A 26,984-nucleotide genomic window follows, 5' to 3' on the forward strand; every position below is an offset into this window, starting at 1 on the left:
CGGGCATCGGGCATCGGGCATCGGGCATCGGGCATCGGGCATCGGGCATCGGGCATCGGGCATCGGGCATCGGGCATCGGGCATCTAACTTATTATCCTATTCTTTCCAGCATTTTTTAAAATTCAAGTTACTTATTATTTTCTTATATCCAACTATAGTACCTTGTACTTATGGCTTAAGCAGTTTCACTATCAATGTTATACAGGGAAATAGTCCCAAGGTGGTTAATAAACAAATAGTGGCAGATAAGTACGGTTTTACTGTAAATAACGTATTTTATAGTGAAACAACAGGTAATATAAAAGAAGAAGAAATTAAAGAGTTTGATGGTGATTTAACTTTCTCCCAATTTGTCGTAAAAAAATTTGATTATCAAGAATTAGACAATCAAATTAATTATCAAGATATAGATGGTGATGGTATCGATCCTTTCCAACCATTTTTAATAACTACAACTATTTGGCAATGGTTTGATGCTAATGGTAATAAAATAATGCCTAGAGATAATCAGATAATTGGCTGTGGTAGTGGTTATTCAATGCCATTAATGTTAGAGATCAGCAATCAAATACAGACTTTTTCACAATATGGTATTCCAAGACATAGTGATTTGGTAACAATAAAAAAAGTATACAAAATCACTGCAATATCAAAGTTATGCTATGCAAAACCTTATGCTATAGAAAAAAATCCAGAGCATCAATGGTTAAGCTTTGACCTATCTTCTAATTTTCTTAGATGGAATGACCCTAATTATACGGTTAGAACTCTAGCTGGTGGTGGATATAATTCAGATTATGTGCCTAATTGGGGATTTAAAACTGAGCCTACTTTATCTGGCGGTAAAAAATTTCCTACAACGGGGTTTGATAGTGCCAAATTTCAGTTAGTACTAACAGGTGCAGCGAGTGATTATACTTTTACAATTCCAAATAACCCAGGAGGAAAAGTTGAAGTCGATGAGAAAGGTTATGTCACTTTAAATGGTAAACCCAGTGGAAATGTAACTGTCCGTGCAACATTAAAAAGAGATTCAACTATAAAACATGATTATACCTTTAATCCTACTAGTGTATGGGCAAAACCAATTAAAGGATTTTGGAGTCATTGGATGGATGCTATCAATATATGTACAGAAGATAGAATGCTTTCTTATAAAGAATTAACAAATGCACCTGAATACAAACTTAGTGGAAGTTTTAAAATCGTCAATGGTTATACACGAGCAATTGGTGAGGGGCTTTTGCCTGAATGGGGGTATACCGTTCAGCAATCTTATCCGAACTCTAATTGGGAGGATGATAGAGATAGATATTGGACTAAAGATCGTTATTATGGCAGTGATTATGGACAGCATGTCGATGTGAGTATCTCGACAGGATTAGTTGGAGTAGATGCTGAAGATGTCAATGCTCCTAATTTTCTAGTTTGCAAGTAGAAGCCAAAAATAAGATGGAATCAATGCTTTTTATTATGGTGATTTTGCTTAATTAGTCACTTCTTTTGATGGCTATAACTTTATAATTATAAAAAGTATTGAATAAATCATTAAGACTAAAGTATGAAAAAGAAAGTCACCAAGTCACCGGCGTGATAGCGCGTTAAGCGTTATCACGCCGAGGAATTTGCGAACAAAAAATGAACATTAACATTAAAGAGAAATTAAAAGTTAGTCAAAGACAAGGTTTTTTAAGCCTAATTGATGAAGGTTCTTTTTTACGAATCTATAATCAATCGGCTTTTATTGTTACCCAAATATTGCAACATAATTTTAAAATATCAGCATATACAATTGGAAAATTACAACAATATCAATTTGTTTATTGTGCTTTTCCAAAACGGAATTTGCATTTTTATTTTAAAAATATCCACAAAACAGCATGGGGTTATCAATTAACCGGTGAATATGACTTAGCTGATTATGATAACTGGTTTAAGCAGTTTTTTGCTCAAACTAATAATAATCTAAATAAAAATATTACTACTCAACAATCTGATTCTGCATATTTATTTTCAAATGAGCGAAGCGTAGAAATTAAAGGCAAGCATATCTATTTAAATCCGAAACAAGTCATGTTTTTAAGAAATTGGCAACGTGGTTATGATAACAATATTGTTATCGAAAACTTTATTGAAAGTTTACAACGCAAATTACGGTAAACCCCAATATATTGAAAAATGAAAATTTTGAGGAGAGGGGGTTTTTGCGATCCTAATAAAGCCATTCTATAGTTTAACCGCGCTTAAAATAATTTATTATCGCCTGATTAACTGCGGTGATTTTTAAATCTTTACGCCAAATCAGATAAATATTTATTTTTAATTTTTTATCTTGATTTGAGATCAATTTTTTATAGGTAACTCCTTCAACTTTAGCTTGTGCCATTGATTGTGGTAGAAGCATCATTGCTTTACCTAATGCAACCTCTAGCAGCATAGATAAATTATCTGCAAGTTCGGCTCGACGAGATAGTGGATGGGCTAGTTTATTGAATACTTGTTCACATTGATCGTAAAAAAAAGGATTTACTTGTTGTTTAAACCAAAATAATGGTAAATCAGTGACATCATCAAGATTTACTTTGTTTTGTTGACAACATGGATGACTTGCCGGTAATACTAATGTTACAGGTTCTTGATAAATGAGTAATGAGTTTTCACTAAAATCTCTAGTTGGGTAATCGGAGACAATTGCAAAATCAATATTGCCTTTTTGTAGTTCAAGAAGTAGCTCTTTCGAAGTATAGTTATGTTTATATATTTTAGTCTCATCTCTAAATTCTGATAAAAATAATTTAAAGAAAGGAATATAATCAAAAGATAAGGTTTTTGTTGTCCCTACCGTGACCTTTTCAAGAATATTTGTTTTAGTTGATTTAGTGATAGTACAAAGATCATTTAATAATTGGGTTACTTTTGATTTTAATATTTCACCTTCTTTGGTTAATACAACATTGTGTGAATTTCTTAAAAAAAGTGTGTTTTGTAAAGTATCTTCCAAATTTTTAATTTGTGTTGAAAGAGGTGGTTGACTAATACCTAGTTTTTCCGCTGCACCAGTAAAACTGAGTTCTTCACAAACAGCAATAAAATATTGTAATTGCTTAATTGTTGGTAATCTTTTGCTATAGATATCCATAAATTTTATTATCCTTAATAAACTATTTTACTGGCTTGCAAATGGTTGTGTAATTTATCTATTTCAATTCAGACTATTATTATGAATGAGAACTTTATTTTTTGCATTTGTTTATGTGATTTTTCTGCAATACGAATTTCGTATAACAAAATATGTATTTCTATATTGCTGTATTGTTAGATAACCTCTCTCAAGTTTAATCAATTAGCAAAATTGGTATTTTGTTCATGGAATCCGTCTCTACAGAAGAGCCAATACAGACAAAACCGCGTTTAGTGCTGTCAGCATTATTAATCGTGCTGTTAGTTGGCTCGGTTTATATCAGCCAACTTATCTTTCAAGAGATCTCTCAAACTTATCATATTGATATTTTAGCTGCCAGAAATGTGTTTAGTTTATCTTGCTTTTTTTATGCTATTTCGTTTTTTATTTATGGTCCGCTATCAGATAAAGTCTCAACAAAATTACTTGTTCTAATCGGAAGTATTGGGGCGGTTTGTTGCCTACTTTTATCGGTGATTATTGATAATTTTAATTTGTATTTAGTTATCATGTCATTAATCGGCTTTTTTGCCGCAGCTGTTCCTGCTGCATTATTCGCTTATACGGCTAAAAACACACCGAATCATAAATTATCCCAAGCAATGGGAATTATGATCTCAGCTTCGATTGTTGGCATTATTTTTAGCCGAAGTGTGATTGCAATGTTGACAGATTTTTGGTCTTGGCAAGTTGCCTTCGCCATATATGCTGGTTTGATAACGATAGCATGTATTTTTGTTCCTTTTGCTATAAAGCAATCGAGCCATCAATCTTCAACCACTAGTGTGCTTGGTACTTATTTAGCGGCAATTAAATTACTATTTGATAAAACTGTGATTATATTTTTATCCGTCGGTTTTGTACTCTTTTTTGTTTACCTAGGATTATCTTCATTACTCACATTTTATCTAAAAAGTGCACCTTTCTCTTTATCTGCAACAGTTTTGGGCTGGCTTAATTTTGCCGGTCTCAGCGCGGTTATTGGTACCATAATTACCAGTAAATTATTGCAGGTTTTAAATGAACGCAATCTTTTAATTATTTATTTGCTAGCTGTATGTGCATCGGTTGTGACTATTGGCTATAGCTCAAGTTTATTTATTATTGGCTTAGGTATTTTTAGTTTGTTTTTATTTGTATTTGGTCTTCAGCCATTAGTTATTGCTATGCTTAACAAAATTGTGCCAATTAACTCGCGCGGTGCAATTTCATCTTTATATTTACTTTCTTGTTTGGCCGGAGGCAGTATTGGTACTTATTTATTAGGCATCGTTTATCAAAATATGGCTTGGAATGGAGTGATAGTTATTTGTGTTGTGTTGGCAATAGTTAATCTAATTTTAGCGTTAGTTGGCATTCAACTTATCAAAAGTAATCATAGGAAATAAAATTGTAGGTATTTATTAATAAGGAGACTCATCATGATGAAAAGATTATTGCATTTTTCACTATTTATTTTTTGTTGTTTTTATGGAGCATTCTGTATGGCTGATTTAACCAAGATTTCTTCGACTTTTAGTGCACCAACAGGTATTGCGTTTGATTCTAAGGGATTAATGTATGTAACTAATTGGTCAGGGAATTCAGTTTCGAGAGTCAAATCAAATGGAGAGACAGAGACTTTTTATTCAGGTATATCTTCACCAGCAGGTATCGTTATTGATGGAGAAGATAATGTTTATGTTTCATCATATGGAGATGATTACATTGTAAAAATTGATAGTAATGGTAAATCAGAAAAAATATCTGATGGTTATCATACTCCTACCGGTATCGCTTTTTCTAATCAAGGTCAATTACTTATTACTAATCGTTCAACAGGTGAAATAGTTTCTCTTGATCTTAAAACCAAGCAAAAAAGTATTATTGCTCGTGGATTAACAACACCAGTTGGTGTAACTCAATTAGCTGATAACAGTTTAGTTGTTTCACAATACAGTGGTCGTTTAACCATGATCAGCCCAAATGGCACTAAAACTGAGCTAGGTTCGGATTTTAATCGCCCAGGTGTTGGTATTGTTACAGTTGCACCAAATGTTGCCGCCGTTATTGATAATGGTGCTGGAATGGTTCGACAAATTGATGTAAAAACTAAAAAAGTATCGACCTTAGTTGGCAATTTATCTGGAGCAGTAGCGTTAGCTTATCATAATTGTAGCTATTATATTGGTACTTGGGGTGACGGTACAGTATATGAGTTGAAAGATAAATAGAATTACATTAAGACTCTTAATAATTTTTACACATCATTAACTAACAATAAATATTTTGAGGGTATAGGATAGCATAAAATAATCGGGGAATATCTATATGCGATAAGTCAAAATATAAGAGGTAATTTACATCCAATCATTATGTTTTATAATAACTATACTTATCATTAAAGGAATAGTGTTAGGAATATCAATGAAACAACGAGTTAAAAAACCTTATTATGCTTTCGATCCTAAACAATCGCATTTTTTGTTTGAGCGTACAATTAGGTTTGAATCACGAGAAGAGCTTTTTGCAAAAATTCCCCGAATAATTCGTCGTATGTATTTCCCTAAAAAGACAATAATTGTTTTCGTTGCTATGATTATAGCCTTTATCCTAGCTATTATAGTAACGTACATCATAAGTTTATCATCTCCTTCTTTGGCCCGCAAAATTGGTGAGTATTCGGTTCTAATTCCATTGATTGATATAGGGATTTTAATCTATCTTGTAAATTATTATTTCAATGTATATTTAGAAATACGTTTGACTAAGATACTTTATAAAAATGTTGAATGGCCTGTTGAATGTTATTGTGCTTATTTCGAAGAAGGTATTTATATAAAATCGATCGATATGGAAGGAATTTTTTATTGGGATGATTTTATGGCAATATGCTGTAGCGAGGATGTACTTGTCTTTCATTTTTGTCCAGCAGGTACCAAAAGTGGAAAATTTTTCAAGCAATATTATCCTCGATTAGATAATGTTTACATTTTTATTGATGGTGATACGCAAGTGAGGTCGTTAATCAGTGCTGTTAATGAATCTTATAAAGATTTAGTTGTATTTAAATAATTGAACCGAAGATTTAACTCTATTTTAGCAATTTTTTGACCAGTAATATTTAGCTTTGCTGGTCAAAAATAGTTAAATTTCACTAGAAAACAAACGTCTTATTCTTTAATACGATCACAAACATATTCTTCTTTAAATTTGCTAGTTGGTTTGTTGTTTTTATCGATGATTGTATATGTACCGTTTAGACTAAAACTATCTTTTGATAGGTATTTAATCTTTTGAGTTCTTTGTCTATCATATTCCGTATACTCAGGTCTTTTGTAAATATCCTCTAGATTAAAAGGCATTAAATCTTCTTTATATAAAGATAAACTTACAAAAAGCTGTCCATCTTTTTTGGTAAAAATGTATTTATTTTCCTCGAACTCTGGATCACCAAAATCTTGTAACTTACCATTCCTTGATTCTGCTTCTTGCGAGCTAACTTTGCAGTCCCACTCACCAAGTAACATCTCCTCAGTGACCTTTTGCCCATCACTATCGTTACCGCAACCATACAAAGCAAAACAAGCTATCCCAAATAAAGTAATTCTTTTCATGCCATCTCCTTTTTGGGCAATAGTAAGTTATTTAGGAATTCTGGGCAATAAAAAACCGCCAGAAGGTGGTTTGTTTGAATTTGAAGTTAATTCCTGTACACACAGGGAACGCAATCGTGTTCCCTATGTGTATAGGGAACACGATTGCTTTACCTATCCCGCCGCCACTCATTACGGTTTATCCCTATGTGTATAGGGAACACGTTTATCTTTATTGTAATTAGAGCCATAGAATCGGTTTATCCCTATGTGTATAGGGAACACATGAGTTAACAAAGGGCGAACAAGTTTACGCCCGGTTTATCCCTATGTGTATAGGGAACACATAATATCAGTATAGAACCAAAAGCTAATCAGCGGTTTATCCCTATGTGTATAGGGAACACATCCATAGCTGTTTGCATCGATTCGGCTGTCACGGTTTATCCCTATGTGTATAGGGAACACTTAATTATGATGCCGACACTGACATGGAAGAACGGTTTATCCCTATGTGTATAGGGAACACTCTAATTATAACCGTTTGTTTTATAATTAAAATACGCAGTCTACAATTTCTACCAATTTTTTTGCTGTATTTGGATGGATATTTACACAGGTGTTTTAAGTCTTGATAATCACTCTACCGCGAGTAATATCGCTAATATTTTTTTTAAGTATGACTACATTATCTTGTGTTATAGCAATAATGACAGTTACACCTTCAGCATCAAAATTTTGTTGTTCAATGACTGCATCTAGTTCTTTTAAGCGGTTTTCAATAATTGGCCATTCATTGTAATAGCAATGAAATTGTAATGATGTTCTAGCAATAAGTTCGATTAATTCTGCTTGTTGTAAGCAATGACTAGCCGAACCACCGTAAGCCCGAATGAGTCCGCCTGTGCCTAATTTGATGCCACCAAAGTAGCGGGTGACCACCACCACCACCTGATCACAATCTTGACCTTCAATGGCAGATAGAATAGGGCGGCCGGCTGTGCTGGTTGGTTCACCATCATCGTTGAAACGATATTGTTGGCCTATTTTCCATGCCCAACAGTTATGTGTTGCATTTGGATCACTGATGTTGTCGATAAACTCGGTTGCTTGCTGAGCATTAGTAATTGGAGCTGCATTGACAATAAAGCGGCTTTTTTTTATCTCTTCGGTTAATTGGGTAGGATTTGTTAATGTATAAGGCATACTAATTCTGGTAAAATCGTTTTATTGTAACTAATAATACTGAGCAAAATTGAAATGTCTATCAATTTAGCACAATTAAAACTTTCACAACAACAATTAGCCGAGCAGGTAAGCTTGGTGGATAATTTTAATCCAACAATAAAACTAATTGGTGGTACTGATGTTGGGTTTGAGCAAGATGGCTCGGTAACGCGTGCAGCGATAGTGACATTGACTTTTCCCGATTTTGATGTAGTTGAGTATCATATCGCTCGATTAGAAACTAGTTTTCCTTATATTCCAGGTTATTTGTCTTTTCGTGAATATCCCGCTTTGCTCAAAGCATGGCAACAGTTAGAGCAAAAACCCGATTTGTTATTAGTTGATGGGCAGGGAGTTGCTCATCCAAGACGATTAGGTATCGCTAGCCATCTTGGCCTATTGTTAGATATGCCAACTATTGGCGTTGCAAAAAGCAAGTTATGTGGACAGTATGAAGTGCAACCTAAACTTGCTGGAAAGGTAACGCCTTTACTCGATAAACAAGAGCAGATAGGTTGGGTATTGCAGAGTAAAAATAATTGTAATCCTTTATTTATTTCAGCTGGACACAAAATTAGTCAAACTAGTGCATTACATTGGGTAAAACAGTGTTTACGAGGTTATCGATTACCTGAACCAACTCGCTGGGCTGACGCAATTGCATCGAATAAACCATTATTTAGAAAATTTAAGCATGGCAAATAATCAATTACCATTAAAACAAGGTGGTTTTACCTTTAAACGTTTTTTTGTTGCTCACGACAAAAGTCCAATGAAGGTGACAACGGATAGTTGTTTATTAGGTGCATGGGTACCAATTAAAGATGATGTACAACATGTTTTAGATATCGGTACCGGATGCGGTGTAATTGCCTTAATGTTAGCTCAACGTTTAGAACATCAGGCATGTCAAATTGATGCAATTGATATCGATATGAAAGCGGTATTGCAATGTCGAGAGAATAGCTTTAATGCAGATTTTAAAAATATTAAGCCATTAAATATCGATGTAAATCAATTTAAAACCACTGAACGAGGGTATTATGATTTAATTGTCACTAATCCTCCTTATTTTCAGTCAGCTGTAGAGTGTAGAAGTTCAGAGAGGCAGTTAGCCCGTTATACTGAAAGTCTCAACTATCAACAACTTATTGATGTAGTAAAACGATTATTAAATCCGCAAGGGTTGTTTTGTTTGGTTTTACCTTATCATCTTGCCGAGCAATTTAAGCAATTGACTACGTCAAATCAATTATATTTGTGTCATGAACTGCAAGTTAAATATACAGCCAATAAAGACTATTCATTAGTATTGATGGCATTTTCATTTAATCAGCATGCTAATATTGAATGCCAATCACTGTGTATGCGAGATGAAGAAGGGCGTTATTCCCAACAATTTAGACAATTGTTGGCCGATTTTTATCTATTTCGAAAATAACGCCTAGTTCGTTGATTAATTAGGAATGATATAAAAGTAAATAATGGCAATAATGGCTAGTACCACTATAGCTATGGCATAGATTTTATCATGTAAATAGCTAAATGCTGACAATTGTCTTTGCTTTCTAGCATAAAGATAAAACAGCAGCCCAAAACTATATAAGATCATTGATAGCAGCAAATATGATATGCCGCCAGCATAGATTAACCAAAGTCCATATAGCGAACCAAATGCGCCGATGAAAATTAGGTATTTCCTAGGTTGATGTATTGCTAATTTAAACATAAACAGTGCTGAAAGTAGATATGGGATAAGCACCATAGATGTTGATAATTGAATCAGCGTGTTATAACCTGATTCATAAAAATGAGCAAGTATAATCAACAAGCTAATTAAGCTGGTCGTTAACCACAAAGCATTGGCTGGTGTACTGTTTTTATTAAGTTTACCAAAACAGCTAGGGACAGTATGTTGTTTACCTTGACCGGCTAAAAATAGCATTTCTGCAGCTAACATTAACCAAGACAATAATCCTCCACTTACAGAAACTATCAAACCAATATTAATAAATGTGGCCCCCCAACTACCAACGACGTGTTCAATTACTAGCGCCATTGACGGATTTTTCATTTGTGCGAGTTCATGTTGTGGCACAATGCCCAATGAAAGAACGGAAACACAGACTAATAAAAGACTCGTAATGGCAAAACCAAAAAAGGTGGCTCGACTTATACTGATCATATTCTTCGCTCGTGCAGCATAGACAGTAGCACTTTCAATCCCCAAATAAACCCATACTGTATAAAGCATAGTATATTTTACTTGATCAATGATTGAGCCTAATTGTGGTGTCCCCCAAAAATCAGTGTTAAAAGTTGAAATTTTAAAGGCTAAAACAACACAAACGATAAATAAACCGATAGGTACAATTTTAGCTAGCGTTACTAAGCAATTAAGTAAAAATGCTTGGTAAATTCCGTTAATGACAAAAAAGTGCATAATCCATAAAAGGATAAGTCCGGCAATAACGGCAGGAATTGTCGTACCATTACCAAAAAATGCAAAACAATCAAAAGAGCCTAACGCACTAAATAAGATAACTAAATAGCTGGTACAAGACATCCAAGCTGATATCCAATAACCCCACGCGGCATTAAAACCGATATAATCCCCAAATCCTTCACGAACATAACCATATAAACCTTCATTAATTTTGTAAAATCGAATAGAAAGATATTGGAATATTCGTGTCAGCATAAACATGCCGAATAATGTTACGGCCCATGCGATAAGTATCGCACCGGCACCGGCGCCTTCGGCCATATTTTGTGGTAGGCTAAAAATACCACTACCGACAATACTTCCCACCACCAGTAATGTGAGAGGAAGTATGCCAAGCTTTTTTCTTACTGGTGTATCCATATTGTTTTCTTATTTAGTTGGTTTAATTTTTGTGGTTTTTTAAATTAAAATCGCAATGACATACAGCTTACTCCACCATCGATTTTGCGATATTCTGAAGTATCAACTTCAATGACCTGATAACCGAGTGCTTCAATTTTGGCTTTAGTAATAGGATAACCAGCCGGCATTATGACTCGTTCATTGACCCATATACAGTTAGCGGCATAACTTTCTTGTTCAGGGATCTCAATGATATTGAGATGTTGAAATTCTGGCTTAGTAATAAACTCACCTGCTGCTAATAAGTTGTTGTGTTCTAGATAGGCAAGTCCTGTTTTAAGATGTAATACTTTTTCTAAAGTGACGACAGAACCAGTTAAACCATATTTTTCCAATATTGCAATCATTTGGTTTGCACCTTCTTGATTGGTACGAGCGGATAGACCAATGTAAAAGTGATTCTCAACCATCATGATATCACCTGCCTCTACGGTGCCTGGTGCCTGAATATATTCAATTTTATTTGGATAAAAACGCCCCACCGCTTCAGTGATTAACTCAGTTTCAGCTCGACGAGATTCCGCACCTGGTCTAGTAATAATTACGCAATGAGGAGTACAAAGGGCAACATCTTCAACAAAAACTGAATCTGGGAATTGTTCGTTAGCTGGTAGAATGGTGATATCGACATCACATTGTTGTAATGCACGTATGTAGCTGTTATGTTGATCTAGCGCTTTTTGGTAGTCAGGTTTGCCTAAATTAGCCGACGTCAGGCCATTGATTAGTGACTTTGCTGGTGTTCTTGCAATGATATGACTAAATTTTTTCATTCTATAAATTCCTTGTAATAATTATGCAATAATTATGAATAATAATTCATTAAAAAAGCTAAAGCAAGCTTTTTTGATTAGCTTTTATATTTGTGATATGCATTTTTATGCTATTTTCTTTATAAGCAAAATTGTGAGGAATTGATATAGGTGTAAAACAATGGTGAATTATTAATAATTAAAATAAGAATAGCAAATATGTGATAAGAAATAGGACGAATCATCGCCCTATAATATAAAGATTATTCACCGGCAAAATCGACTAATGTATAGCAGTTGATTCCCATAGCGGTTAATTTCGTTTTACCTTGTAAATCAGGTAAATTAATGACAAAAGCGGCATCTTCAGCGATCCCACCCGCTTTTTGAATTAATTTAGCGGTTGCAGCAACGGTGCCTCCTGTTGCTAGTAAATCGTCAATAATCAATACTCGCTCATTAGGTTTTATGGCATCACAATGCATTTCTAATGTATCGGTACCATATTCAAGTTGATACTCTTCTCTAAATACGTTACGCGGTAACTTATTCGGTTTTCTAACAGGTACAAAACCAACACCTAAGGCTAAAGCTAGAGGGGCGGCAAAAATAAAACCACGAGCTTCGGTGCCAACAACTTTATCGATTTTTTTATCTTTATAATGCTCAATTAAAAGATCGATTGATGTTCTAAAGGCGATTGGGTCTTCAAGTAAACTGGTAATATCCCGAAATAATATCCCTTGTTTAGGATAATTTGGGATAGTAATAATACTATTTCTGATAAGTTCAAGTTTTGATTGAGTCATATTAAATGTTCTCTAACTATTCTCTTTAAGAACGAATAATTTTTTATTATATACCGATGCGCTTTTGACTGGCAATAAACAAACGGTTAATGCACCGTAAAATCTAGAGATTGATTAGTTTAAGTACGAATAGGGATATTTTTTAGTAATTATTTATCTTATTTTAATTTTGTGTTTTTACAAATTTTTACAATTAAATACATTAATTAGACAGTTTAGTTTGCAATTAGTGAATAATTGAATAAACTTTATACAAGAAGGAAAACACTATGAAATTTATTAAAATATTTGCCATGCTAAGCTTTTCAGTGTGTAGCTTATTTAGCCATGCGCAACCAATTAAACAAATTCAAGTTCGTTCAGAATTGTCTTCACCAATTATTATGGAAGGTAATCCAGAAACAAATTATTTAAAAGTCTCATTATCTGGCCAAAAAATTGATAATAGCAAACGAGTGCCGATCAATTTAGCTATTGTTATTGATAAGTCAAGTTCAATGGGTGGGGATCGTATCGAAAAAGCGAGAGAAGCAGCTATTTTTGCGGTTAATTTGTTGAATGAAAATGATACGTTATCTATCGTTGCCTATGATAGCGAAGCGAAGGTTATCGTTCCGGCAAGCAAAGTAAAAAATAAACAAAAACTTATTCAAGTTATTAATGAAAATGTTGTTGCTAATGGCGGAACAGCTTTATTTGCCGGTTTGAGTAAAGGAATTAAGCAAGTTGAAACTCAACTAACAAAGGATAAAGTTAATCGTATTATTTTGTTATCTGACGGTCAAGCAAATGTCGGTCCAAGTTCTGTAAATGAGTTGTCTGAGTTGGCAATTATTGCAGCGAAAAAGAATATTTCGATTACCACGATCGGGATTGGTTCTGATTATAATGAATTATTAATGTCATCGATCGCAAGTTATAGTGATGGTAATCATGTCTTTGTAAATAAATCTACAGAACTCGAAAATGTGTTTGTTCATGAGTTTTCTGATGTCATGTCAACTATTGCTCAAGATGTTGTTATTACTATTCAATTGAAAGATGGTGTAAAACCAGTGCGTTTGCTTGGTCGAGATGGTGTGATTAAAGGGAATAAAGTCACGGTTAAAATGAATCAACTGTTTTCAAATCAGGAAAAATATGTATTGTTAGAGGTGATACCGGATGAAGGTAAAGTCGGTCAAAGTAAGACATTAGCTGAAATTGATTTGAAATATGATAATTTATTGGTCAATAAAGCGGAACATGAAACTCAATTGGTTAGCGTTGCTTATACCGACAATCAAAAATTAGTTCAGAATTCAATAATTCAAGATGTTTTAGCTGAGTCAGAAATTCAAAAAGTGACAATTGCCAATGAAAAAGCATTAGAGCTTTATAATCGAGGTATGCAAGCTGAAGCAGAAAAGATACTTATGGAAAATAGTAATAGACTTGCATCATTTTCAAACACAATAGTATCACCTTCATCAAAAGCAAGACTAAAAAGTCAAATTGAGAAAAATAATATTATGGTTAATGCAGTTCAAACTCAAAATAGCGATATTTCTAATAAAATAATGACTCAACAGCAATTTGAATCAAAAAGTAATGTAATTAAAAAATAGTTATGAAAAAATTAACAACGATTTTATCTTTATTGGTATTAATGGCATTCATCAGCTATTTAGGTTGGCGAAGTGTCGAGCATGAAGTTTTGTTGCGTGAAAATAATGAAACCTTACTCGTGAAAAGCCGTATACATAATATCAAATTATCGATTGAATCGTTGTTAAATCAGCGTATTTCTTATCTTAATAGTTTGGCATTACAAATTGATAACAACTATGCTAAAGCTGAATATTTATTAGGTACAGAAGCTGATATTAAAAATATTTTTATCATCAACAAAAATAGGATTTTATTTTTAAGTGATTTTGATGATTCTCAATGGCATAAATTAGTTGAATCAATTGCTTTAGATAATTCTGTTTTGCTCCATCAACAAGATCATACTGAACAGTTTCAACCAAGCTCTGGTTGGTATCAAATGTATAACCACTTAATTTATTGGACAATCCAATCGGATAATATTATTGGTTTTGAACTTTCCAATATAAAATTTTCATTTGACACTATCAATTTATTAGATAAACAAGTTTTTGCTGATAATTTTAGATTATCTGATGGCGATAAACAAATTTATAGCAATGGTGAAAAATTTGATAATGAAATTTCGATTGTCTTTGATTATCCCTTGCAAAATTGGCATTTAACTTATTATTATCCCTCGCCAAACTTAGTTAATTTATATCTGCTAGGTGCAGGTGTTATTGGTTTATTCCTTATCGTTCTGCTTGGACTTATTTGCTATGCCTATCGAGAATATAGTCGAACTTTGCGTTTAGCAAAACAGCAGGTGAGTTTTGTTGGACAAGTTTCACATGAATTTAAAACTCCTTTGACCAATATCACGCTATATTCTGAGATGTTATCCGAGTATTTAGAAGATGAACCAGCGCCAATTCCTGATTATCTACATATAATCAGTGCTGAAAGTAAACGACTAACTCGATTGGTGCAAAATGTTTTAACTTTTAATAAGCCAAGTCGTCTAAATATAAAACCAGTAAATTTAACCATACTAATTAGACAGATATATCTAACCTTTAAACCTATTTTAGATGCTAAATCATTACAACTGAACATCATTACTCTTGAAGATGATTGTATTGTCAATACTGATGAAGATTGTGTAATGCAAATTCTCAATAATTTTTTGAGTAATGCCGAGAAATATGCTTTTAATGGTAAGCAGATTGATTTATCTTTAACCAGAAAAGAAAAACAGGTGACAATTACGGTTCGTGATTATGGTGACGGTATTGCTAATCATCTGTTGAAACAGATTTTTGAGCCATTTTATCGAGTCAATTCATCGATAACCGAAGGAGTTTCGGGTACAGGAATAGGTTTGACGATTGCCAAGCAGTTGGCTAATCAGATCCAAGGTGAAATTAAAGTTATCAATCAAAATCCAGGGATGGTATTTTCACTTATATTAATGGAGTAGTAAAATGAAAATCTTAATTGCAGAAGATGACAAGCATATTCTTAATGGTATGGCAGATCTGTTAGAAAAAGAGGGCTATACGATTATCAAAGCGGCTAATGGTAAAGTTGCACTTCAACTATTTAAACAACATCAACCCGATTTTATTATTTTAGACATTATGATGCCCGAGCTTGATGGTTATTCTGTTTGTCGTGCTATCCGTAAATTAGATGAAGATGTGCCAATTTTATTTTTATCCGCTAAAGATGAAGAGATTGATCGGGTAGTTGGTTTAGAACTTGGTGCTGATGATTATATGAATAAGCCTTTTGGTATTCATGAACTTAGAGCGAGAATTAAGGCTATTGCTAAACGTTATTTAAAATTAAAAAACTCTAATACTTCCCAAGAGGATTATTTTCAATTTGGTGATTTAAATGTTTATCCTACTGAATTGTACGCCAAAAGAAATGATCAGATTATTGAATTAACTTTACGAGAAGTTAAAATTTTAGAATGTTTATACCAAAATAAAAATCAAGTTGTTACTCGAGATATGCTTTTTGATTACGTGTGGGGATATAATTATTTACCTAATAGTCGAACTCTTGATCAACATATTTCAAAATTAAGAAAACAAATAGAAATTAACCCAAGCATACCAACTTTAATAAAAACAGTACATGGAATTGGTTATAGACATTAAATTTGCCATACACTCTATTGAACGGAGTTTTTCAGGATTTTAAGTAATTTCTGAAAAAGAGATGACGTTGTATAAAGCAAATTTCTTCTATAGTTTTTACAATATCATCTAACTGAGCATATTGATTGACTCATAATTATTTTTTGAATAATTATCAGTTTTTACGATTTTTATTTTCATGTTCAATTAACCATTTTTTTCGTTCCAACCCACCGCCGTAACCAATTAGCTCTCCATTCGATCCTATTACTCGATGACAAGGAACAATAATTGCAACTCGATTACAACCATTAGCATTGGCTACAGCTCGAATTGCCTGTGGATTATTAATTCTTTGGGCTTGCTGTTTATAAGTGGTCAATTCTCCATAGGGAATGTGTTTCAAGCAATCCCAAACGGTTTGTTGAAATAGGGTACCTGGTGTATGTAAGGCAATGGTAAAGCTTGTTCTTGTTCCTGCAAAATATTCGGCAATTTCAACCTTAGCTTGTTTGATATGTTTATTTTCGCCAAAAATAATTTTCATTTTAAGTAGGCGTTGTAGTTGTTCAAATTCGGTTTCGAGCATTCTTCGATCTACAAACTCTAATAGACAAATTCCTTGGTTTGTAGCACAGATAAACATTGGACCTAAAGGGGTTGTTAATCTGTCGATTAAGATCACGTCTTGCTTATCGTCTGATGAAGGTGATTTTTTCATGATTTTTTTATAGGTATACCCAAATCCGCTTAAAGAATTGTAACCAGTATCAAACGCAGTATTAATAACATTTTTTCCTGATTTTAATTCTTGAAAAGCATTGTTAATTCGATACATTCGTTGATAAGCCTGGAAAGTAATTCCGTAATGTTTTTTAAACCAACGGCGAATAGTTTCAGGACTTAGTTTGTTTTGTCTTAGCTGATAATCAGTAATCTTTTGTTTGGGATTATTATTAATCAATGCTAGGGCTTTAATTATTTCATCCGGTGCTTGATTAGCGTTTTCGGTTGGTTTGCATATTTTGCAAGGTCGATAACCGGCATTAAGCGCTGATTTGAATGAATCAAAAAATTCGACATTGGCAAATTTTGGTTTTCTTGCTCGGCAAGTTGCAATACAAAATACCGAAGTGGTTTTGACTCCGACATAAAAGATCCCAATATAGCTATGATCTCTTTCAAGTAAAGCTTGGTAATAAGTCTCTTTTTGATTAGGGTTAGTTATTAGCATTTAATTCTGTCTTGTCTAGTAATTTCGAAAATTTATGACCTAAGCTTATTAAAAATGCTATACGTTGTGCAACCGAAAAATTGACAACTATTTTATTCACTTTCTTAGCAAATTTTTTAGCTGTTTAATAAAAATAAATTGCTAAAATGATTATTATCAATCTAATATTGATACATCACTTGTTATCACTAACGGTTTTTATTATTAAATAGTCATTCCTTCGTTCTGGTAAAGATGAAAAATGGTTAAAATCAAACTTAGCAGAACAAGGTTATAAGAGTTTTGAAGGTCTTTATTGTGTGGAATATTATGATCATCGACTTTTTGTAATACCTAATGATGCAGTAAAATGAGTTTATGTTTTTATAGCTAATCACAGACCATATAAATTTAAATCACTTATATGGTCAATGATTATTGCTTTAAGAAAATTATTTAATTAGTGTACAGTGGTGATGAGTTTAATGATTTAGCAATAAAGCTTTTTACGGAGCAGGATTTAAGTTCGTTCTGTATTGACAACGCATGTTGCTTTGACTCACAACGTGTAAAAACACAAGCACCGGTGCCAGTTAATCTGGTTGGAGCATATCGCGATAATTGCTGTATAAGGTTATCAATTTCTGGGAAACGCTGACGTACTACCGCTTCACAATCATTACTAAAATCATCAATAGAAATTGACATCAGTTGTTCAATGCTGCGCTTAGGTGTATTTCGTGGCAAATTTGGATCATTAAACACTGTAACCGTTGGAATTTCTATATTAGGGGAGCTGACTAAATACCAATATTGGGGAATATCAACTTGTTGCAACTGATCACCAATACCTTCTGCAAAAGCAGAATGCCCATAAATAAAAATAGGTACATCAGCACCAATTGTGCTACCTATTTCCATCAAAGTAGTTTGCGACAGATGTAAATCCCATAATTGATTTAATGCGACCAGCACTGTCGCTGCATTTGACGAAGCGCCACCAAGTCCTCCCCCCATGGGGATCATTTTATCTATGGCAATATCTGCGCCAAACTTATTATTGTTTACATAAGATTTTAAACGCTTAGCGGCTATAATAATTAGATTTTTATCTGCAGGAATATTATCAAATTGGGTTAAAAGATTAATTTGCCCATCATCACGATTCGTAATGGTCAATTTGTCGCAAATATCAATAAATTGAAACAAAGTTTGTAAATCATGATAATTGTCTGGGCGTCGCCCAGTTATATATAAAAATAGATTTAATTTAGCTGGTGATAACCATTGATTCATCATTATTATCCGTTATCGTAAGATCCAATTGCTAATTTTCAAACGAATTAATTCATCATCATGAGAAAGTTCAATGATAGCAGGTAAATCAATTTTTTTATTTTTATAGTTATAAGTAGAGTAGCTGCTAATCTTTAGTGACCATTTATTGTTATTTTGCATAAATGAGGTGGAAGATAATCTGCCTGAGCTGTCAATTTTATCAGCTTGACTATCATCAGAAAAACCTTTCAACCAATTATGTAAAGAATTAAGTGGGATATTAACATTGGATATTTTCTTCATTAATAGCTCCACATTAATATCCTGGTAGCGAGCGCCATTGTTATCAATTAATTCGGCGTAATTAGGTTCGGCTTTTAAGGTTAAAATATTTGTGCCAACTGGCGTAGTTAATTTTACGTCATAATAATTTTCAGATTGCTGTGTAATAAGAAAACGACCATAACTTTTAGTTTTCGTTCCTATATGAGCAATACTACCATTAACTTGAAATGAATTAATTTGTGCAAGAACTTGTTTATGGTTTTGCCATTGCTGTTCTACAGATACATTTGTTTGATATTTAGTTGTTTGGCACGCACTAAGTATAAACGGCAGAATGAATACGAACAAATATTTAATTTTAGACATAAATTAACTCTTTAGTTGTGTATGGTCAAAAGTAAGGCGTATTATAGCTGATAATTGGTTGAATAAGAAAAGGTAACTGAAATTAACCTTTATTATTTTTTTTAGGTATAATGAGTTCTTAATAAAAACTTTACAAACTATTATAAAAGAATCAATGCAATGTCTATTACTGTATTAGGTGTCAATCACAAAACAGCTCCGGTTTCTTTAAGAGAAAAACTGGCTTTTTCTACTGAGGTTATTGATAAAGCATTATATAGTTTATATCAGCACCCTTTAATTGCTGGTTGTGCCATCCTATCAACCTGTAATCGAACCGAAATTTACTTAAGTTATGATCATGAAAGTGATTTTCTGCGGGTAAGGCAATCGGTTGAAAATTGGTTAGCACAATATCATAGTGTTGATTTGACTTTATTTAAATCATCTCTTTACTGTTATGATGGGCGGCAAGCAGTTGAACATCTTATGTCGGTAGCTTGTGGCATTGATTCATTAATTATTGGTGAACCGCAAATTTTAGGTCAAGTTAAACAAGCATATAGTTTTTCACAACAAAACAATTGTTTATCAACGGAATTGGAAAAACTTTTTCAATCCATTTTTCATGTAGCTAAAATTGTTCGTACTGAAACGAATATTGGCGCCAATACTGCATCGGTTGCTTATGCTGCCTGCCTAGTGGCGCGTGATGTTTTTACTGATACGTCTGCATTAAGTGTGATGTTAGTTGGAGCTGGTGAAACAATTGAACTAATTTCACGTTATCTCAAACCTCATGGTTTTAAACATGTCATTGTTGCCAATCGAACTCGAGACAAAGCATTAAAATTAGCTTCATCTATTGAGGCTGAAATCATTTCATTACCGGATATAGCTAATCGGCTGAAAGATGTTGATATTGTTATTAGCTCAACTGCTAGCCCATTACCTATCATTGGTAAGGGGATGGTAGAGCGCACTATGCATGAGCGAAATAATAAAAAGATGTTATTTATTGATTTAGCTGTACCTCGAGATGTTGAGTCAGAAATTAGTCAATTGGAAGATGTGCATCTATTTACTGTCGATGATCTACAACAAACGGTACAAAATAATCTTGAGCAGCGTGTAATCGCCGCCAATGAAGCCAAGTACATAATTCAAGAGCAGGCAGAGCAATATATTGATTGGCTAAAAACACGCCATGCTGTAGAGTATGTTAAACAGTACCGCAATAACGCTCAAACCATCAAACGTCAATTAGAGTTAAAAGCATTAAATGCGATCAAACAAGGCGCCAATATTGATGATGTTATTTTTGAATTTTCGCATAAATTAACCAATAAACTAATCCACGCACCAACTCAAACACTGCTTGATGCCGCAACGCATGATTGTGATGATTGTTTTAAAGTCTTAAGTAAAGGATTAGGCTTAGAAGATAATTAATTTTTGATTGAATCTACAAAGGATGATGTTGTTATTGGACCAAATTGAATTTTTTGACATACCAAACCCTTGCCAAAGAGTATGTCAAATGGATAGGCAAGGGTATTGTATAAAATGCTATCGTTCTCGAGATGAAAGATTTAATTGGCTAAATTATTCTAATCATCAAAAACAAGAAGTTTTGCGGTTATGTAAACAACGGGCCATAAGACGTTATTATCAATTTTTACAACAGCAACGACAACAAAATAACCAAAGTACCTCTTCACAAATCGATTTTAAATTTTGATATTTAAACATCTATTTTTTTCATAACTTGTAATTCAGCTTAACTCGGAGTAGCATTTTTAAGTATATTATTCTGGTTTTGTATTAATTACCTTAGCTAATTAATGGGGATAGAAAATATGAAAATGTGTATTGCATGTGGTATGCCCATGACGGCTATTGCTGATTATCCTCTACATGATATCTCAAAAAACTACTGTAAACATTGTGCTCATAGCGATGGAACAATGAAATCATTTGACGAAAAATGGCACGAGGTAACACTTAAGTATGCCAATAATCATAATATTGATTATTCTGTTGCCAAAGAGACCGCTTATACAATTTTAAAAAAATTACCAGCCTGGAAACGCAGATGGTAGTAGAATTTTTAGGCAACCAACTGCATTTAGAATAATATCTGTTGCAGATATTGCAAAGCTTAGTATAATTGCCAACGTTTACTTTTTTACACTTCTAATGCCAGTGTGGCGAAATTGGTAGACGCAGCGGATTCAAAATCCGCCGCCCTTAAAAGCGTGTCGGTTCGAGTCCGACCACTGGCACCAACAAAATCAATTAGTTAATTGTCATTCTTTTGTAAGTCAAATATCAAAAAAATTTTGAATGACGGTAAAATGGTTAGTGATTTTTCTTTTGAAGATTTTTAACTAACCTTAAATTCATCAATCATATTTAATTTCTCATATCAATATTCATTTAATAAATCTATCAATAGTTAGCAGATAACGATCATTATAATTGAAGATGCTAATAGGTTAGCCAATGATCTCAGTAAAAAGGGGGGATTGATTGGAAAAGTGGCTATTAGGGTAAGGGTACTTTCGAAATAGTAAATCAAACAGGATTATGAAATGCAATGATATGGGATCAAGGTAATAAGGTTGGTCACTAGGAGAGTTGTTAAAGGAACAGATAAAGTTAGTAATGTTTTAATTCATTATCCTTGAAAAGGCACTAGTTATAAAATGACTTAATATGAATTTAAGAAGGTATATAATGAGATCGCAGTTTCTATTTTAATCCATGTTAATGATAGTTTTATTCCACCAGGGATAGATCTATATCAGTTTAAGAAATGGCACCCTGAATACTAGAAAAATAGAGCGAATGAATTTAAAAAATAGGTATATTATGAGTACATAACTCGCAAAAGATTTCGGTATTTTTTTTAAAGAAACAATTTTAGATGCGAAAGAAAATTGGTAATTGTTTTTGACTCTATTATGGGGGCTCTAACGCCGACTCTGCTGAAGCAATATGGGGTAACAATGATGGAGTATAAGAATGGACCTGATGTAAGCATTCTAACCAAACTAAATAATAAAACTCTATCAATTTGATGAATTAATAAATTCTATTGTCCCAAGAGATGGTAAAGATGGTAATAAATAGTGAATTTAGTAAACAGTTATTATTAGAAAGGGAAAGATTTGAAAATCCTCCAGATCATACTGTTAAAGCTACAGGGGTTGGTATAGCTAGGTTTATTATTCGTTGTAATAATAATGCTGATGAAGTGTTAAACTTAGCTAAACGAGTGTTAGTGATAGTAAACTATAATTCAGAGTTAGTTTGGCCTTCTTTTGAATTATGGAAAAAAATATTACCTGATATATTTATTAATCATTGTGCTAAAGAATTAACTGAAGAAGAAGTAAAAAATCAACAAATATATTGGGATAGCTTAAGTTATGAGCAAAAAATAGAAGAAGCTAAAAAAGATAAAGCATGGACTTTATCTAATTGGTTAGCATGGCTAGAGCCTGATTGTAGAGAGTGGTTTTGGTGGAATGCTCATAAATTTGATGGTGAAATTGAAAATACACATTTTTTAATCGAGGTTACAGCATTAGATGATCCTTTTTCATCAGGTGCATTGAAATGGTTATTTAGAGCTTGTGGTGCAATTGATGTCGTATGTACAGATGATCTTTAGTTTATGCATCTGTCATCTAGTTCTGCGAGACTAGTCGCAGAACTGAACTAACTATTTATCCACTCAGTGATCTAGTTCACAAATTGAACAATTAACTCGTCTTTTTAAGTGGTAATGGTGAATGGTCTGTGTTGGATCAGAATTTACCCAACTAGAGGGTTTTAAAGATAATCAGTGAAGAGTAACATCCTTTGTTATAGTTATCTTTTTTACACATAATTCCCAAAGACTATGACCACTTCATTCATATTCTAATATCAATAAGACGGTATAGACTCCTCAATTGTTTTTACAAATAAACCTCAATAAACTAAATCAAAATAACCATAATCTAAAAAATATAATCATCAATTAGAACTGTTACTAGTAATGACAGTTTTTTAACTGACCAGAGCGCAACCAATTTTTTATGACCATAACAATGAAGCAAGAATAATAAATAGAAATTTATAACAAAACAGGTAAAACTTTTTATACAAATCAATTATTATCTTGTAATGTATCGGCAACAACAAATACTTTGCTTATTGATACTAGGGAGGTATCGAAAAGAAAATAGTTATGTAAACTCGTACCTAACGAACAGAAAGATAAACTAAATTGGAATGGTTCAGCATAAGTACAATATATTTAATAGAATATTGAATTTTTTTAAATGATAAGGTAAGTAAATGATGTCAATAAAAATCGGTTTTACAGGTGGCTCCACTATAGTTGAATTAGGTACAGACAGTGATATGCGGCTATTTTTTGACTGTATTTTATATTATGTTCCACCTAAATATCCCGACCAAAATTGGTCACTAATTACTGACCGCTTATATCGACGTTATTTAAAATTAGAAGAGTTAGATACCGCCGTAGCATTAATGAAATTGGTAGAAAAAGAGTTTAAACAGTTGGATAGAGAAGCATTTGATTGGACTAAAATATTATCAGGTCAAGTTAAAAGTAATTTAGACAGAAGCAAATCAACTTTATTCGAAATTTTTGTTAGATATTTTGAAGCATTTTATGAGTGTATTGAATCTGCCATAGTAAATTATGAATGGTTCAAATCCAATTCTAATTATGAATATGAACCTGTAATGGTAACAATTTCTACCATCCCTTATTGTGTAAGCTATAGTATGATCCCTTTATCTGTTTTCGATAATTTACAACCGGACGAGAAACCAATTTGGTGGACTGGCAAAATTCCTAAAACCACAACTTAGTTACTTTTATCTTATCTCTAATTGCTGAAGCTGAAGATATTATTGATTATGCCATTGCATTAGTTGGATTAATACCTTGTGTAGGTGATGTAGCTGGTAAGCTCTTAAAAGAAGCAAAAGCGGCATAAAAAAAGCTGAAAAAGCCAAGCTTCGACGGCCTTTAACTCCAACTGAAATGAAAAAACTAGATGCAGCGTCAACAGCTGTTGAAGTTGCAAAAGATGTTCATCAAGCAAGACCAGCATATGGAGGTAAAACACTGCAGAACAAATCATGAAAGATGCAGAAAATCTTTATGAAGCGGTTAAAATAGATACTGACGCATTACGAAAAATATGATAGAAAAAGGGTATGATTTAAAATTAGTAGAAGATGCCAGAAATAAAATAAAAGCACGCAACAAAGAAAACGGGATCTAGTAATCATGATTAAATGGCAGCAATTAGTTGATGTATTAGGTAAATCTGAAAATTCTTCAGAGTTTTATACGCTAAAAAATGAAATTGGTGAAAATCCTGTAATATCAGAAGATCCTATTGAATATAATGAGCCTGATCGAACTAAATATTATGAGTTCTTTCAAACAGGTATGCTTATCGGTTTTCGAAAAAAATATTTGAATCATATTCAATTCTTTTGTAAGGAAAAGGATAATTATTCTATATATCATGGAAAATTATTGAATGGGATCGATTTTCAATATACTGAAAAAATGGTCATTGAGTTATTAGGGAAACCATTAAAAATAGGTGGAAATGAACAAAGTCCTTTTTTGGGATATGTGAATGGTTGGATATTATATCATATGACACATTATTCATTACATTTTGAGTTTAATAAAAATGGGACTCTTTGTTTGATAACATTGGCTGTATTAATAAGATAAAAACACGTAGCAAAGAAAAGGGAATTTATTAATTACCTTAGAATGGAAAGAGTTTATTGTACCTTTCAGTACATTCGAAACATCCGATAAATTTGTTGTTTTGATGAATTCTATAGGAGAAAAACTAGTGATATCAGAAGATTCTATAGAATATAACAGCCATGAAAAATTCAAATATAATAAATTTTTATGCATGGAATTGAACTTATATTAATCAACAATAATTTAAAACGAATACATTTATATTTAACTAATAATCAATCTAATTATTCTCCTTATATTAGTGAATTACCTTCAGGAATCGATTTATCGTATGATAAAAATAAAATAATTAGCTTACTAGGGAACCCAATTAAATAAAGAAACCATCAGTCAACAAAAGTTGAAATAATAAGACCAAATGAATAAAAGGCAATCAATAATATGTCAATAGAAGATATAAATAAACTTGATATGATTGGAATACCTAAAAACAACAGCCATTATGTTGAGTTAGGTTTAACTGACCACTTATCATGGGATTTTCCTTATGAATCTCACTTATATAAATTACAACAAAAATTAAATAGTTATATAAACATAATCGAGACAGGGAATATTTATAAGTATTTCCCCGCAGCTAAAGGTAGAGAAAAATTTTTGATAAAAATATACTTTAAGTACCAAATACCAGATGAATGTATCAATTTTTTACAATCAGTCAATGAGGTTATTTTACCAATTAATACAGTAGTTGAATATGAAATTGGTTGATATTTATATTAGCTCAGCTCTGCGATCTTTATCGAAGAACTAAACTAATTAATTACCAACAATGCGATCTAATTCGCAAGTTGGACAATTAATTTTCATTTTTTAGTGATAATGGTGACGGATTGACCTGTGGTGAAACCGAGTTGATTCAGGCAATTGTCTTTGATGAATACTTGGTGTTGTAGTCGCAAAGCTCCAAGGCAACTCAGCGCTATCGAGCGGAGCCGGTGCAGTGGTCGGTGAAGTTGCAGCAGATATCCTCCCGCAAACAACTGTATGGCAAAAAAGTCATAGATTTAACCGAAGAAGAAAAACAAACCATCAGCGAACGATTTCAACTGGCATCAGGCCTTGCCGTTGCTGCCTGCTGTGGTGATTTTGATGATGTCTGTGCAGCTATTAAAAGTAGTAAAAATGCTGTTGAGAATAATGCTTTGAGTAAGGCGCTTGGTAAAGAAAAAAAGCAATTAAAAGCTAGTTTGCCATCAAAAAAAGGAGATGAAAAACAAGCAGCACAGACCAAATCGCTGAAATCAACCAAATAGATAAAAATGATGATGTAGTGACACCTCATTCAGAGTCGATATCATGTTAAAAGATGAACAAAGAAATATAATATATATTGAATGCGAAAGTTCACAAACTGCTCCATTAACTAAGAATCAGAAAGTAGGTTTTCCTGAATTAGAAAAAAGTGGCGGGGTAATCGTTGGAGAAGGTAAGCCTGGGTTTGAAGGTGGAACAATAATTCTGCCGAAAAAAGTTGAAATAATAAGATCAAATGAATAAAAGGTAATCAATAATATGTCAATAGAAGATACAAATAAAATTGATATGATTGGGATACTCAAGAACAATGAATCAGTAATTAGTTTGGGTATAACAGATCATTTATCATGGAATGATGAAATAAATAATCATTTATTTTTATTACAAGAAAAGATAAATAGTTATTTAAGATTTATTGAAAGTGGTGAAATATATGAAAGTTTCCCAGCGGCTAAAGGAAAAATTGATTTTCTGATAGAAGTTTTTTTCCATTATAAAATACCACAAGAATGTATCAATTTTCTGGATAAAGTAAATGAACTTTTATCATCTACTAATATCAGATTAAAATATGAAGAAAGAAATAATTGCTAGTATTAATATTGTC

At 32.8% G+C, this 26,984-nt stretch carries 28 protein-coding genes, 1 tRNA gene, 1 pseudogene and 1 CRISPR repeat array; of the genes and pseudogenes, 21 read left to right on the forward strand and 9 right to left on the reverse strand.

Annotated features, from left to right (window positions below; translation table 11 throughout):
• Positions 1 to 1,439: pseudogene (locus tag H3U97_RS03220) on the forward strand (hypothetical protein); the annotation flags it as partial.
• Between the two features lie 200 nt (positions 1,440 to 1,639).
• Positions 1,640 to 2,161: a hypothetical protein gene (locus tag H3U97_RS03225; RefSeq protein WP_198198081.1), complete on the forward strand. Its 522-nt coding sequence runs from the start codon at positions 1,640 to 1,642 to the stop codon at positions 2,159 to 2,161.
• Positions 2,162 to 2,234: 73 nt separating this feature from the next.
• Here H3U97_RS03225 and H3U97_RS03230 read toward each other — a convergent pair whose 3' ends face one another.
• Positions 2,235 to 3,140: a LysR family transcriptional regulator gene (locus tag H3U97_RS03230; protein ID WP_198198083.1), complete on the reverse strand. Its 906-nt coding sequence runs from the start codon at positions 3,138 to 3,140 to the stop codon at positions 2,235 to 2,237.
• A 227-nt stretch (positions 3,141 to 3,367) separates the two neighbouring features.
• Here H3U97_RS03230 and H3U97_RS03235 point away from each other — a divergent pair, with 227 nt between their 5' ends.
• From H3U97_RS03235 to H3U97_RS03245, 3 genes are all read left to right on the forward strand, one after another.
• Positions 3,368 to 4,570: an MFS transporter gene (locus H3U97_RS03235; RefSeq protein ID WP_198198085.1), complete on the forward strand. Its 1,203-nt coding sequence runs from the start codon at positions 3,368 to 3,370 to the stop codon at positions 4,568 to 4,570.
• Between the two features lie 33 nt (positions 4,571 to 4,603).
• Positions 4,604 to 5,395 (forward strand): hypothetical protein, encoded by a 792-nt coding sequence (locus H3U97_RS03240; protein WP_198198087.1) that lies wholly within the window; start codon positions 4,604 to 4,606, stop codon positions 5,393 to 5,395.
• A 193-nt stretch (positions 5,396 to 5,588) separates the two neighbouring features.
• On the forward strand, positions 5,589 to 6,236 hold the full coding sequence (locus H3U97_RS03245; RefSeq protein WP_198198089.1) for a hypothetical protein: 648 nt from the start codon (positions 5,589 to 5,591) through the stop codon (positions 6,234 to 6,236).
• Positions 6,237 to 6,334: 98 nt separating this feature from the next.
• On the opposite strand, the gene H3U97_RS03250 is transcribed toward H3U97_RS03245, so the two are convergent.
• Entirely contained in the window at positions 6,335 to 6,778 is a 444-nt protein-coding gene (locus H3U97_RS03250; RefSeq protein WP_198198091.1) for a hypothetical protein, read from the reverse strand.
• A 113-nt stretch (positions 6,779 to 6,891) separates the two neighbouring features.
• Positions 6,892 to 7,286: direct repeats of the CRISPR family, unit length 29 nt; unit sequence CGGTTTATCCCTATGTGTATAGGGAACAC.
• Positions 7,287 to 7,381: 95 nt separating this feature from the next.
• Positions 7,382 to 7,963, reverse strand: coding sequence for a YigZ family protein (locus tag H3U97_RS03255; RefSeq protein WP_198198093.1), 582 nt, complete (start codon positions 7,961 to 7,963; stop codon positions 7,382 to 7,384).
• A gap of 54 nt (positions 7,964 to 8,017) precedes the next feature.
• Between H3U97_RS03255 and nfi the strand changes: the two genes are divergently transcribed.
• A complete protein-coding gene (gene nfi / locus H3U97_RS03260) occupies positions 8,018 to 8,689 on the forward strand; it encodes a deoxyribonuclease V (RefSeq protein ID WP_232343725.1) in 672 nt (223 codons plus the stop codon).
• On the forward strand, positions 8,679 to 9,425 hold the full coding sequence (locus H3U97_RS03265; protein WP_198198095.1) for a tRNA1(Val) (adenine(37)-N6)-methyltransferase: 747 nt from the start codon (positions 8,679 to 8,681) through the stop codon (positions 9,423 to 9,425). Before nfi ends, H3U97_RS03265 begins: the two co-directional genes overlap by 11 nt.
• Positions 9,426 to 9,440: 15 nt before the next feature.
• Here H3U97_RS03265 and H3U97_RS03270 read toward each other — a convergent pair whose 3' ends face one another.
• The 3 genes from H3U97_RS03270 to apt form a co-directional block, all read right to left on the reverse strand.
• The gene (locus tag H3U97_RS03270; RefSeq protein ID WP_198198097.1) at positions 9,441 to 10,850 is read right to left on the reverse strand and encodes a basic amino acid/polyamine antiporter; all 1,410 of its coding nucleotides are present in this window, start codon (positions 10,848 to 10,850) and stop codon (positions 9,441 to 9,443) included.
• A gap of 44 nt (positions 10,851 to 10,894) precedes the next feature.
• Complete coding sequence (ddaH, locus tag H3U97_RS03275) at positions 10,895 to 11,665, reverse strand: dimethylargininase (RefSeq protein ID WP_065613001.1); 771 nt, start codon at positions 11,663 to 11,665, stop codon at positions 10,895 to 10,897.
• 242 nt (positions 11,666 to 11,907) lie between these two features.
• Complete coding sequence (gene apt, locus H3U97_RS03280) at positions 11,908 to 12,453, reverse strand: adenine phosphoribosyltransferase (protein ID WP_198198099.1); 546 nt, start codon at positions 12,451 to 12,453, stop codon at positions 11,908 to 11,910.
• 269 nt (positions 12,454 to 12,722) lie between these two features.
• Here apt and H3U97_RS03285 point away from each other — a divergent pair, with 269 nt between their 5' ends.
• The 3 genes from H3U97_RS03285 to H3U97_RS03295 are packed head-to-tail and all read left to right on the forward strand — an operon-like array spanning position 12,723 to position 16,193.
• Positions 12,723 to 14,060 (forward strand): VWA domain-containing protein, encoded by a 1,338-nt coding sequence (locus H3U97_RS03285; RefSeq protein ID WP_086361881.1) that lies wholly within the window; start codon positions 12,723 to 12,725, stop codon positions 14,058 to 14,060.
• A gap of 2 nt (positions 14,061 to 14,062) precedes the next feature.
• Positions 14,063 to 15,505 (forward strand): cell wall metabolism sensor histidine kinase WalK, encoded by a 1,443-nt coding sequence (locus H3U97_RS03290; protein WP_198198101.1) that lies wholly within the window; start codon positions 14,063 to 14,065, stop codon positions 15,503 to 15,505.
• A gap of 4 nt (positions 15,506 to 15,509) precedes the next feature.
• Positions 15,510 to 16,193, forward strand: a complete 684-nt coding sequence (locus tag H3U97_RS03295; RefSeq protein ID WP_065651088.1) for a response regulator transcription factor — start codon at positions 15,510 to 15,512, stop codon at positions 16,191 to 16,193.
• Positions 16,194 to 16,347: 154 nt separating this feature from the next.
• Here H3U97_RS03295 and H3U97_RS03300 read toward each other — a convergent pair whose 3' ends face one another.
• The 3 genes from H3U97_RS03300 to lolB all read right to left on the reverse strand — a co-directional run bounded on the left by H3U97_RS03300 (position 16,348) and on the right by lolB (position 19,314).
• The gene (locus tag H3U97_RS03300; protein WP_198198104.1) at positions 16,348 to 17,406 is read right to left on the reverse strand and encodes a bifunctional transcriptional activator/DNA repair enzyme AdaA; all 1,059 of its coding nucleotides are present in this window, start codon (positions 17,404 to 17,406) and stop codon (positions 16,348 to 16,350) included.
• A 435-nt stretch (positions 17,407 to 17,841) separates the two neighbouring features.
• Positions 17,842 to 18,684 (reverse strand): 4-(cytidine 5'-diphospho)-2-C-methyl-D-erythritol kinase, encoded by an 843-nt coding sequence (ispE, locus tag H3U97_RS03305; RefSeq protein WP_198198106.1) that lies wholly within the window; start codon positions 18,682 to 18,684, stop codon positions 17,842 to 17,844.
• A gap of 9 nt (positions 18,685 to 18,693) precedes the next feature.
• Positions 18,694 to 19,314: a lipoprotein insertase outer membrane protein LolB gene (gene lolB / locus H3U97_RS03310; RefSeq protein ID WP_034902600.1), complete on the reverse strand. Its 621-nt coding sequence runs from the start codon at positions 19,312 to 19,314 to the stop codon at positions 18,694 to 18,696.
• Between the two features lie 159 nt (positions 19,315 to 19,473).
• Between lolB and hemA the strand changes: the two genes are divergently transcribed.
• From hemA to H3U97_RS03365, 11 genes are all read left to right on the forward strand, one after another.
• Positions 19,474 to 20,745 carry a glutamyl-tRNA reductase gene (hemA, locus tag H3U97_RS03315; RefSeq protein ID WP_198198108.1) on the forward strand — a complete coding sequence of 424 codons (1,272 nt, stop codon included), beginning with the start codon at positions 19,474 to 19,476 and terminating at the stop codon, positions 20,743 to 20,745.
• Between the two features lie 88 nt (positions 20,746 to 20,833).
• Positions 20,834 to 21,034 carry a DUF1289 domain-containing protein gene (locus H3U97_RS11565; RefSeq protein ID WP_086360929.1) on the forward strand — a complete coding sequence of 67 codons (201 nt, stop codon included), beginning with the start codon at positions 20,834 to 20,836 and terminating at the stop codon, positions 21,032 to 21,034.
• A gap of 118 nt (positions 21,035 to 21,152) precedes the next feature.
• Positions 21,153 to 21,395 carry a zinc ribbon domain-containing protein gene (locus H3U97_RS03325; RefSeq protein WP_198198112.1) on the forward strand — a complete coding sequence of 81 codons (243 nt, stop codon included), beginning with the start codon at positions 21,153 to 21,155 and terminating at the stop codon, positions 21,393 to 21,395.
• A gap of 99 nt (positions 21,396 to 21,494) precedes the next feature.
• A tRNA-Leu gene (locus tag H3U97_RS03330) sits at positions 21,495 to 21,581 on the forward strand.
• Positions 21,582 to 22,414: 833 nt separating this feature from the next.
• Entirely contained in the window at positions 22,415 to 22,972 is a 558-nt protein-coding gene (locus H3U97_RS03335; RefSeq protein WP_065651095.1) for a hypothetical protein, read from the forward strand.
• Positions 22,973 to 23,643: 671 nt separating this feature from the next.
• Positions 23,644 to 24,189: a hypothetical protein gene (locus H3U97_RS03340; RefSeq protein ID WP_232343726.1), complete on the forward strand. Its 546-nt coding sequence runs from the start codon at positions 23,644 to 23,646 to the stop codon at positions 24,187 to 24,189.
• 424 nt (positions 24,190 to 24,613) lie between these two features.
• On the forward strand, positions 24,614 to 25,075 hold the full coding sequence (locus H3U97_RS03345; protein ID WP_198198114.1) for a hypothetical protein: 462 nt from the start codon (positions 24,614 to 24,616) through the stop codon (positions 25,073 to 25,075).
• Between the two features lie 423 nt (positions 25,076 to 25,498).
• Positions 25,499 to 25,828, forward strand: coding sequence for a DUF6572 domain-containing protein (locus H3U97_RS03350; RefSeq protein WP_198198116.1), 330 nt, complete (start codon positions 25,499 to 25,501; stop codon positions 25,826 to 25,828).
• Between the two features lie 227 nt (positions 25,829 to 26,055).
• Positions 26,056 to 26,373 (forward strand): VENN motif pre-toxin domain-containing protein, encoded by a 318-nt coding sequence (locus H3U97_RS03355; RefSeq protein WP_198198118.1) that lies wholly within the window; start codon positions 26,056 to 26,058, stop codon positions 26,371 to 26,373.
• Between the two features lie 43 nt (positions 26,374 to 26,416).
• Complete coding sequence (locus H3U97_RS03360) at positions 26,417 to 26,617, forward strand: hypothetical protein (protein ID WP_198198120.1); 201 nt, start codon at positions 26,417 to 26,419, stop codon at positions 26,615 to 26,617.
• Between the two features lie 15 nt (positions 26,618 to 26,632).
• The gene (locus H3U97_RS03365; protein WP_198198122.1) at positions 26,633 to 26,971 is read left to right on the forward strand and encodes a DUF6572 domain-containing protein; all 339 of its coding nucleotides are present in this window, start codon (positions 26,633 to 26,635) and stop codon (positions 26,969 to 26,971) included.
• Positions 26,972 to 26,984 lie beyond the last annotated feature (13 nt).

Origin of the sequence: Gilliamella sp. W8128 (assembly GCF_016100545.1) — a bacterium.
GTDB lineage: Bacteria > Pseudomonadota > Gammaproteobacteria > Enterobacterales > Orbaceae > Gilliamella > Gilliamella apis.

Excerpts from the sequence above, each read along its gene's own strand:
- H3U97_RS03225 (WP_198198081.1), top strand. The coding sequence starts at position 1,640 with ATGAACATTAACATTAAAGAGAAATTAAAAGTTAGTCAAAGACAAGGT.
- H3U97_RS03230 (WP_198198083.1), bottom strand. The coding sequence starts at position 3,140 with ATGGATATCTATAGCAAAAGATTACCAACAATTAAGCAATTACAATAT.
- H3U97_RS03235 (WP_198198085.1), top strand. The coding sequence starts at position 3,368 with ATGGAATCCGTCTCTACAGAAGAGCCAATACAGACAAAACCGCGTTTA.
- H3U97_RS03240 (WP_198198087.1), top strand. The coding sequence starts at position 4,604 with ATGATGAAAAGATTATTGCATTTTTCACTATTTATTTTTTGTTGTTTT.
- H3U97_RS03245 (WP_198198089.1), top strand. The coding sequence starts at position 5,589 with ATGAAACAACGAGTTAAAAAACCTTATTATGCTTTCGATCCTAAACAA.
- H3U97_RS03250 (WP_198198091.1), bottom strand. The coding sequence starts at position 6,778 with ATGAAAAGAATTACTTTATTTGGGATAGCTTGTTTTGCTTTGTATGGT.
- H3U97_RS03255 (WP_198198093.1), bottom strand. The coding sequence starts at position 7,963 with ATGCCTTATACATTAACAAATCCTACCCAATTAACCGAAGAGATAAAA.
- nfi (WP_232343725.1), top strand. The coding sequence starts at position 8,018 with ATGTCTATCAATTTAGCACAATTAAAACTTTCACAACAACAATTAGCC.
- H3U97_RS03265 (WP_198198095.1), top strand. The coding sequence starts at position 8,679 with ATGGCAAATAATCAATTACCATTAAAACAAGGTGGTTTTACCTTTAAA.
- H3U97_RS03270 (WP_198198097.1), bottom strand. The coding sequence starts at position 10,850 with ATGGATACACCAGTAAGAAAAAAGCTTGGCATACTTCCTCTCACATTA.
- ddaH (WP_065613001.1), bottom strand. The coding sequence starts at position 11,665 with ATGAAAAAATTTAGTCATATCATTGCAAGAACACCAGCAAAGTCACTA.
- apt (WP_198198099.1), bottom strand. The coding sequence starts at position 12,453 with ATGACTCAATCAAAACTTGAACTTATCAGAAATAGTATTATTACTATC.
- H3U97_RS03285 (WP_086361881.1), top strand. The coding sequence starts at position 12,723 with ATGAAATTTATTAAAATATTTGCCATGCTAAGCTTTTCAGTGTGTAGC.
- H3U97_RS03290 (WP_198198101.1), top strand. The coding sequence starts at position 14,063 with ATGAAAAAATTAACAACGATTTTATCTTTATTGGTATTAATGGCATTC.
- H3U97_RS03295 (WP_065651088.1), top strand. The coding sequence starts at position 15,510 with ATGAAAATCTTAATTGCAGAAGATGACAAGCATATTCTTAATGGTATG.
- H3U97_RS03300 (WP_198198104.1), bottom strand. The coding sequence starts at position 17,406 with ATGCTAATAACTAACCCTAATCAAAAAGAGACTTATTACCAAGCTTTA.
- ispE (WP_198198106.1), bottom strand. The coding sequence starts at position 18,684 with ATGATGAATCAATGGTTATCACCAGCTAAATTAAATCTATTTTTATAT.
- lolB (WP_034902600.1), bottom strand. The coding sequence starts at position 19,314 with ATGTCTAAAATTAAATATTTGTTCGTATTCATTCTGCCGTTTATACTT.
- hemA (WP_198198108.1), top strand. The coding sequence starts at position 19,474 with ATGTCTATTACTGTATTAGGTGTCAATCACAAAACAGCTCCGGTTTCT.
- H3U97_RS11565 (WP_086360929.1), top strand. The coding sequence starts at position 20,834 with ATGGATAGGCAAGGGTATTGTATAAAATGCTATCGTTCTCGAGATGAA.
- H3U97_RS03325 (WP_198198112.1), top strand. The coding sequence starts at position 21,153 with ATGAAAATGTGTATTGCATGTGGTATGCCCATGACGGCTATTGCTGAT.
- H3U97_RS03335 (WP_065651095.1), top strand. The coding sequence starts at position 22,415 with ATGGTAATAAATAGTGAATTTAGTAAACAGTTATTATTAGAAAGGGAA.
- H3U97_RS03340 (WP_232343726.1), top strand. The coding sequence starts at position 23,644 with ATGATGTCAATAAAAATCGGTTTTACAGGTGGCTCCACTATAGTTGAA.
- H3U97_RS03345 (WP_198198114.1), top strand. The coding sequence starts at position 24,614 with ATGATTAAATGGCAGCAATTAGTTGATGTATTAGGTAAATCTGAAAAT.
- H3U97_RS03350 (WP_198198116.1), top strand. The coding sequence starts at position 25,499 with ATGTCAATAGAAGATATAAATAAACTTGATATGATTGGAATACCTAAA.
- H3U97_RS03360 (WP_198198120.1), top strand. The coding sequence starts at position 26,417 with ATGTTAAAAGATGAACAAAGAAATATAATATATATTGAATGCGAAAGT.
- H3U97_RS03365 (WP_198198122.1), top strand. The coding sequence starts at position 26,633 with ATGTCAATAGAAGATACAAATAAAATTGATATGATTGGGATACTCAAG.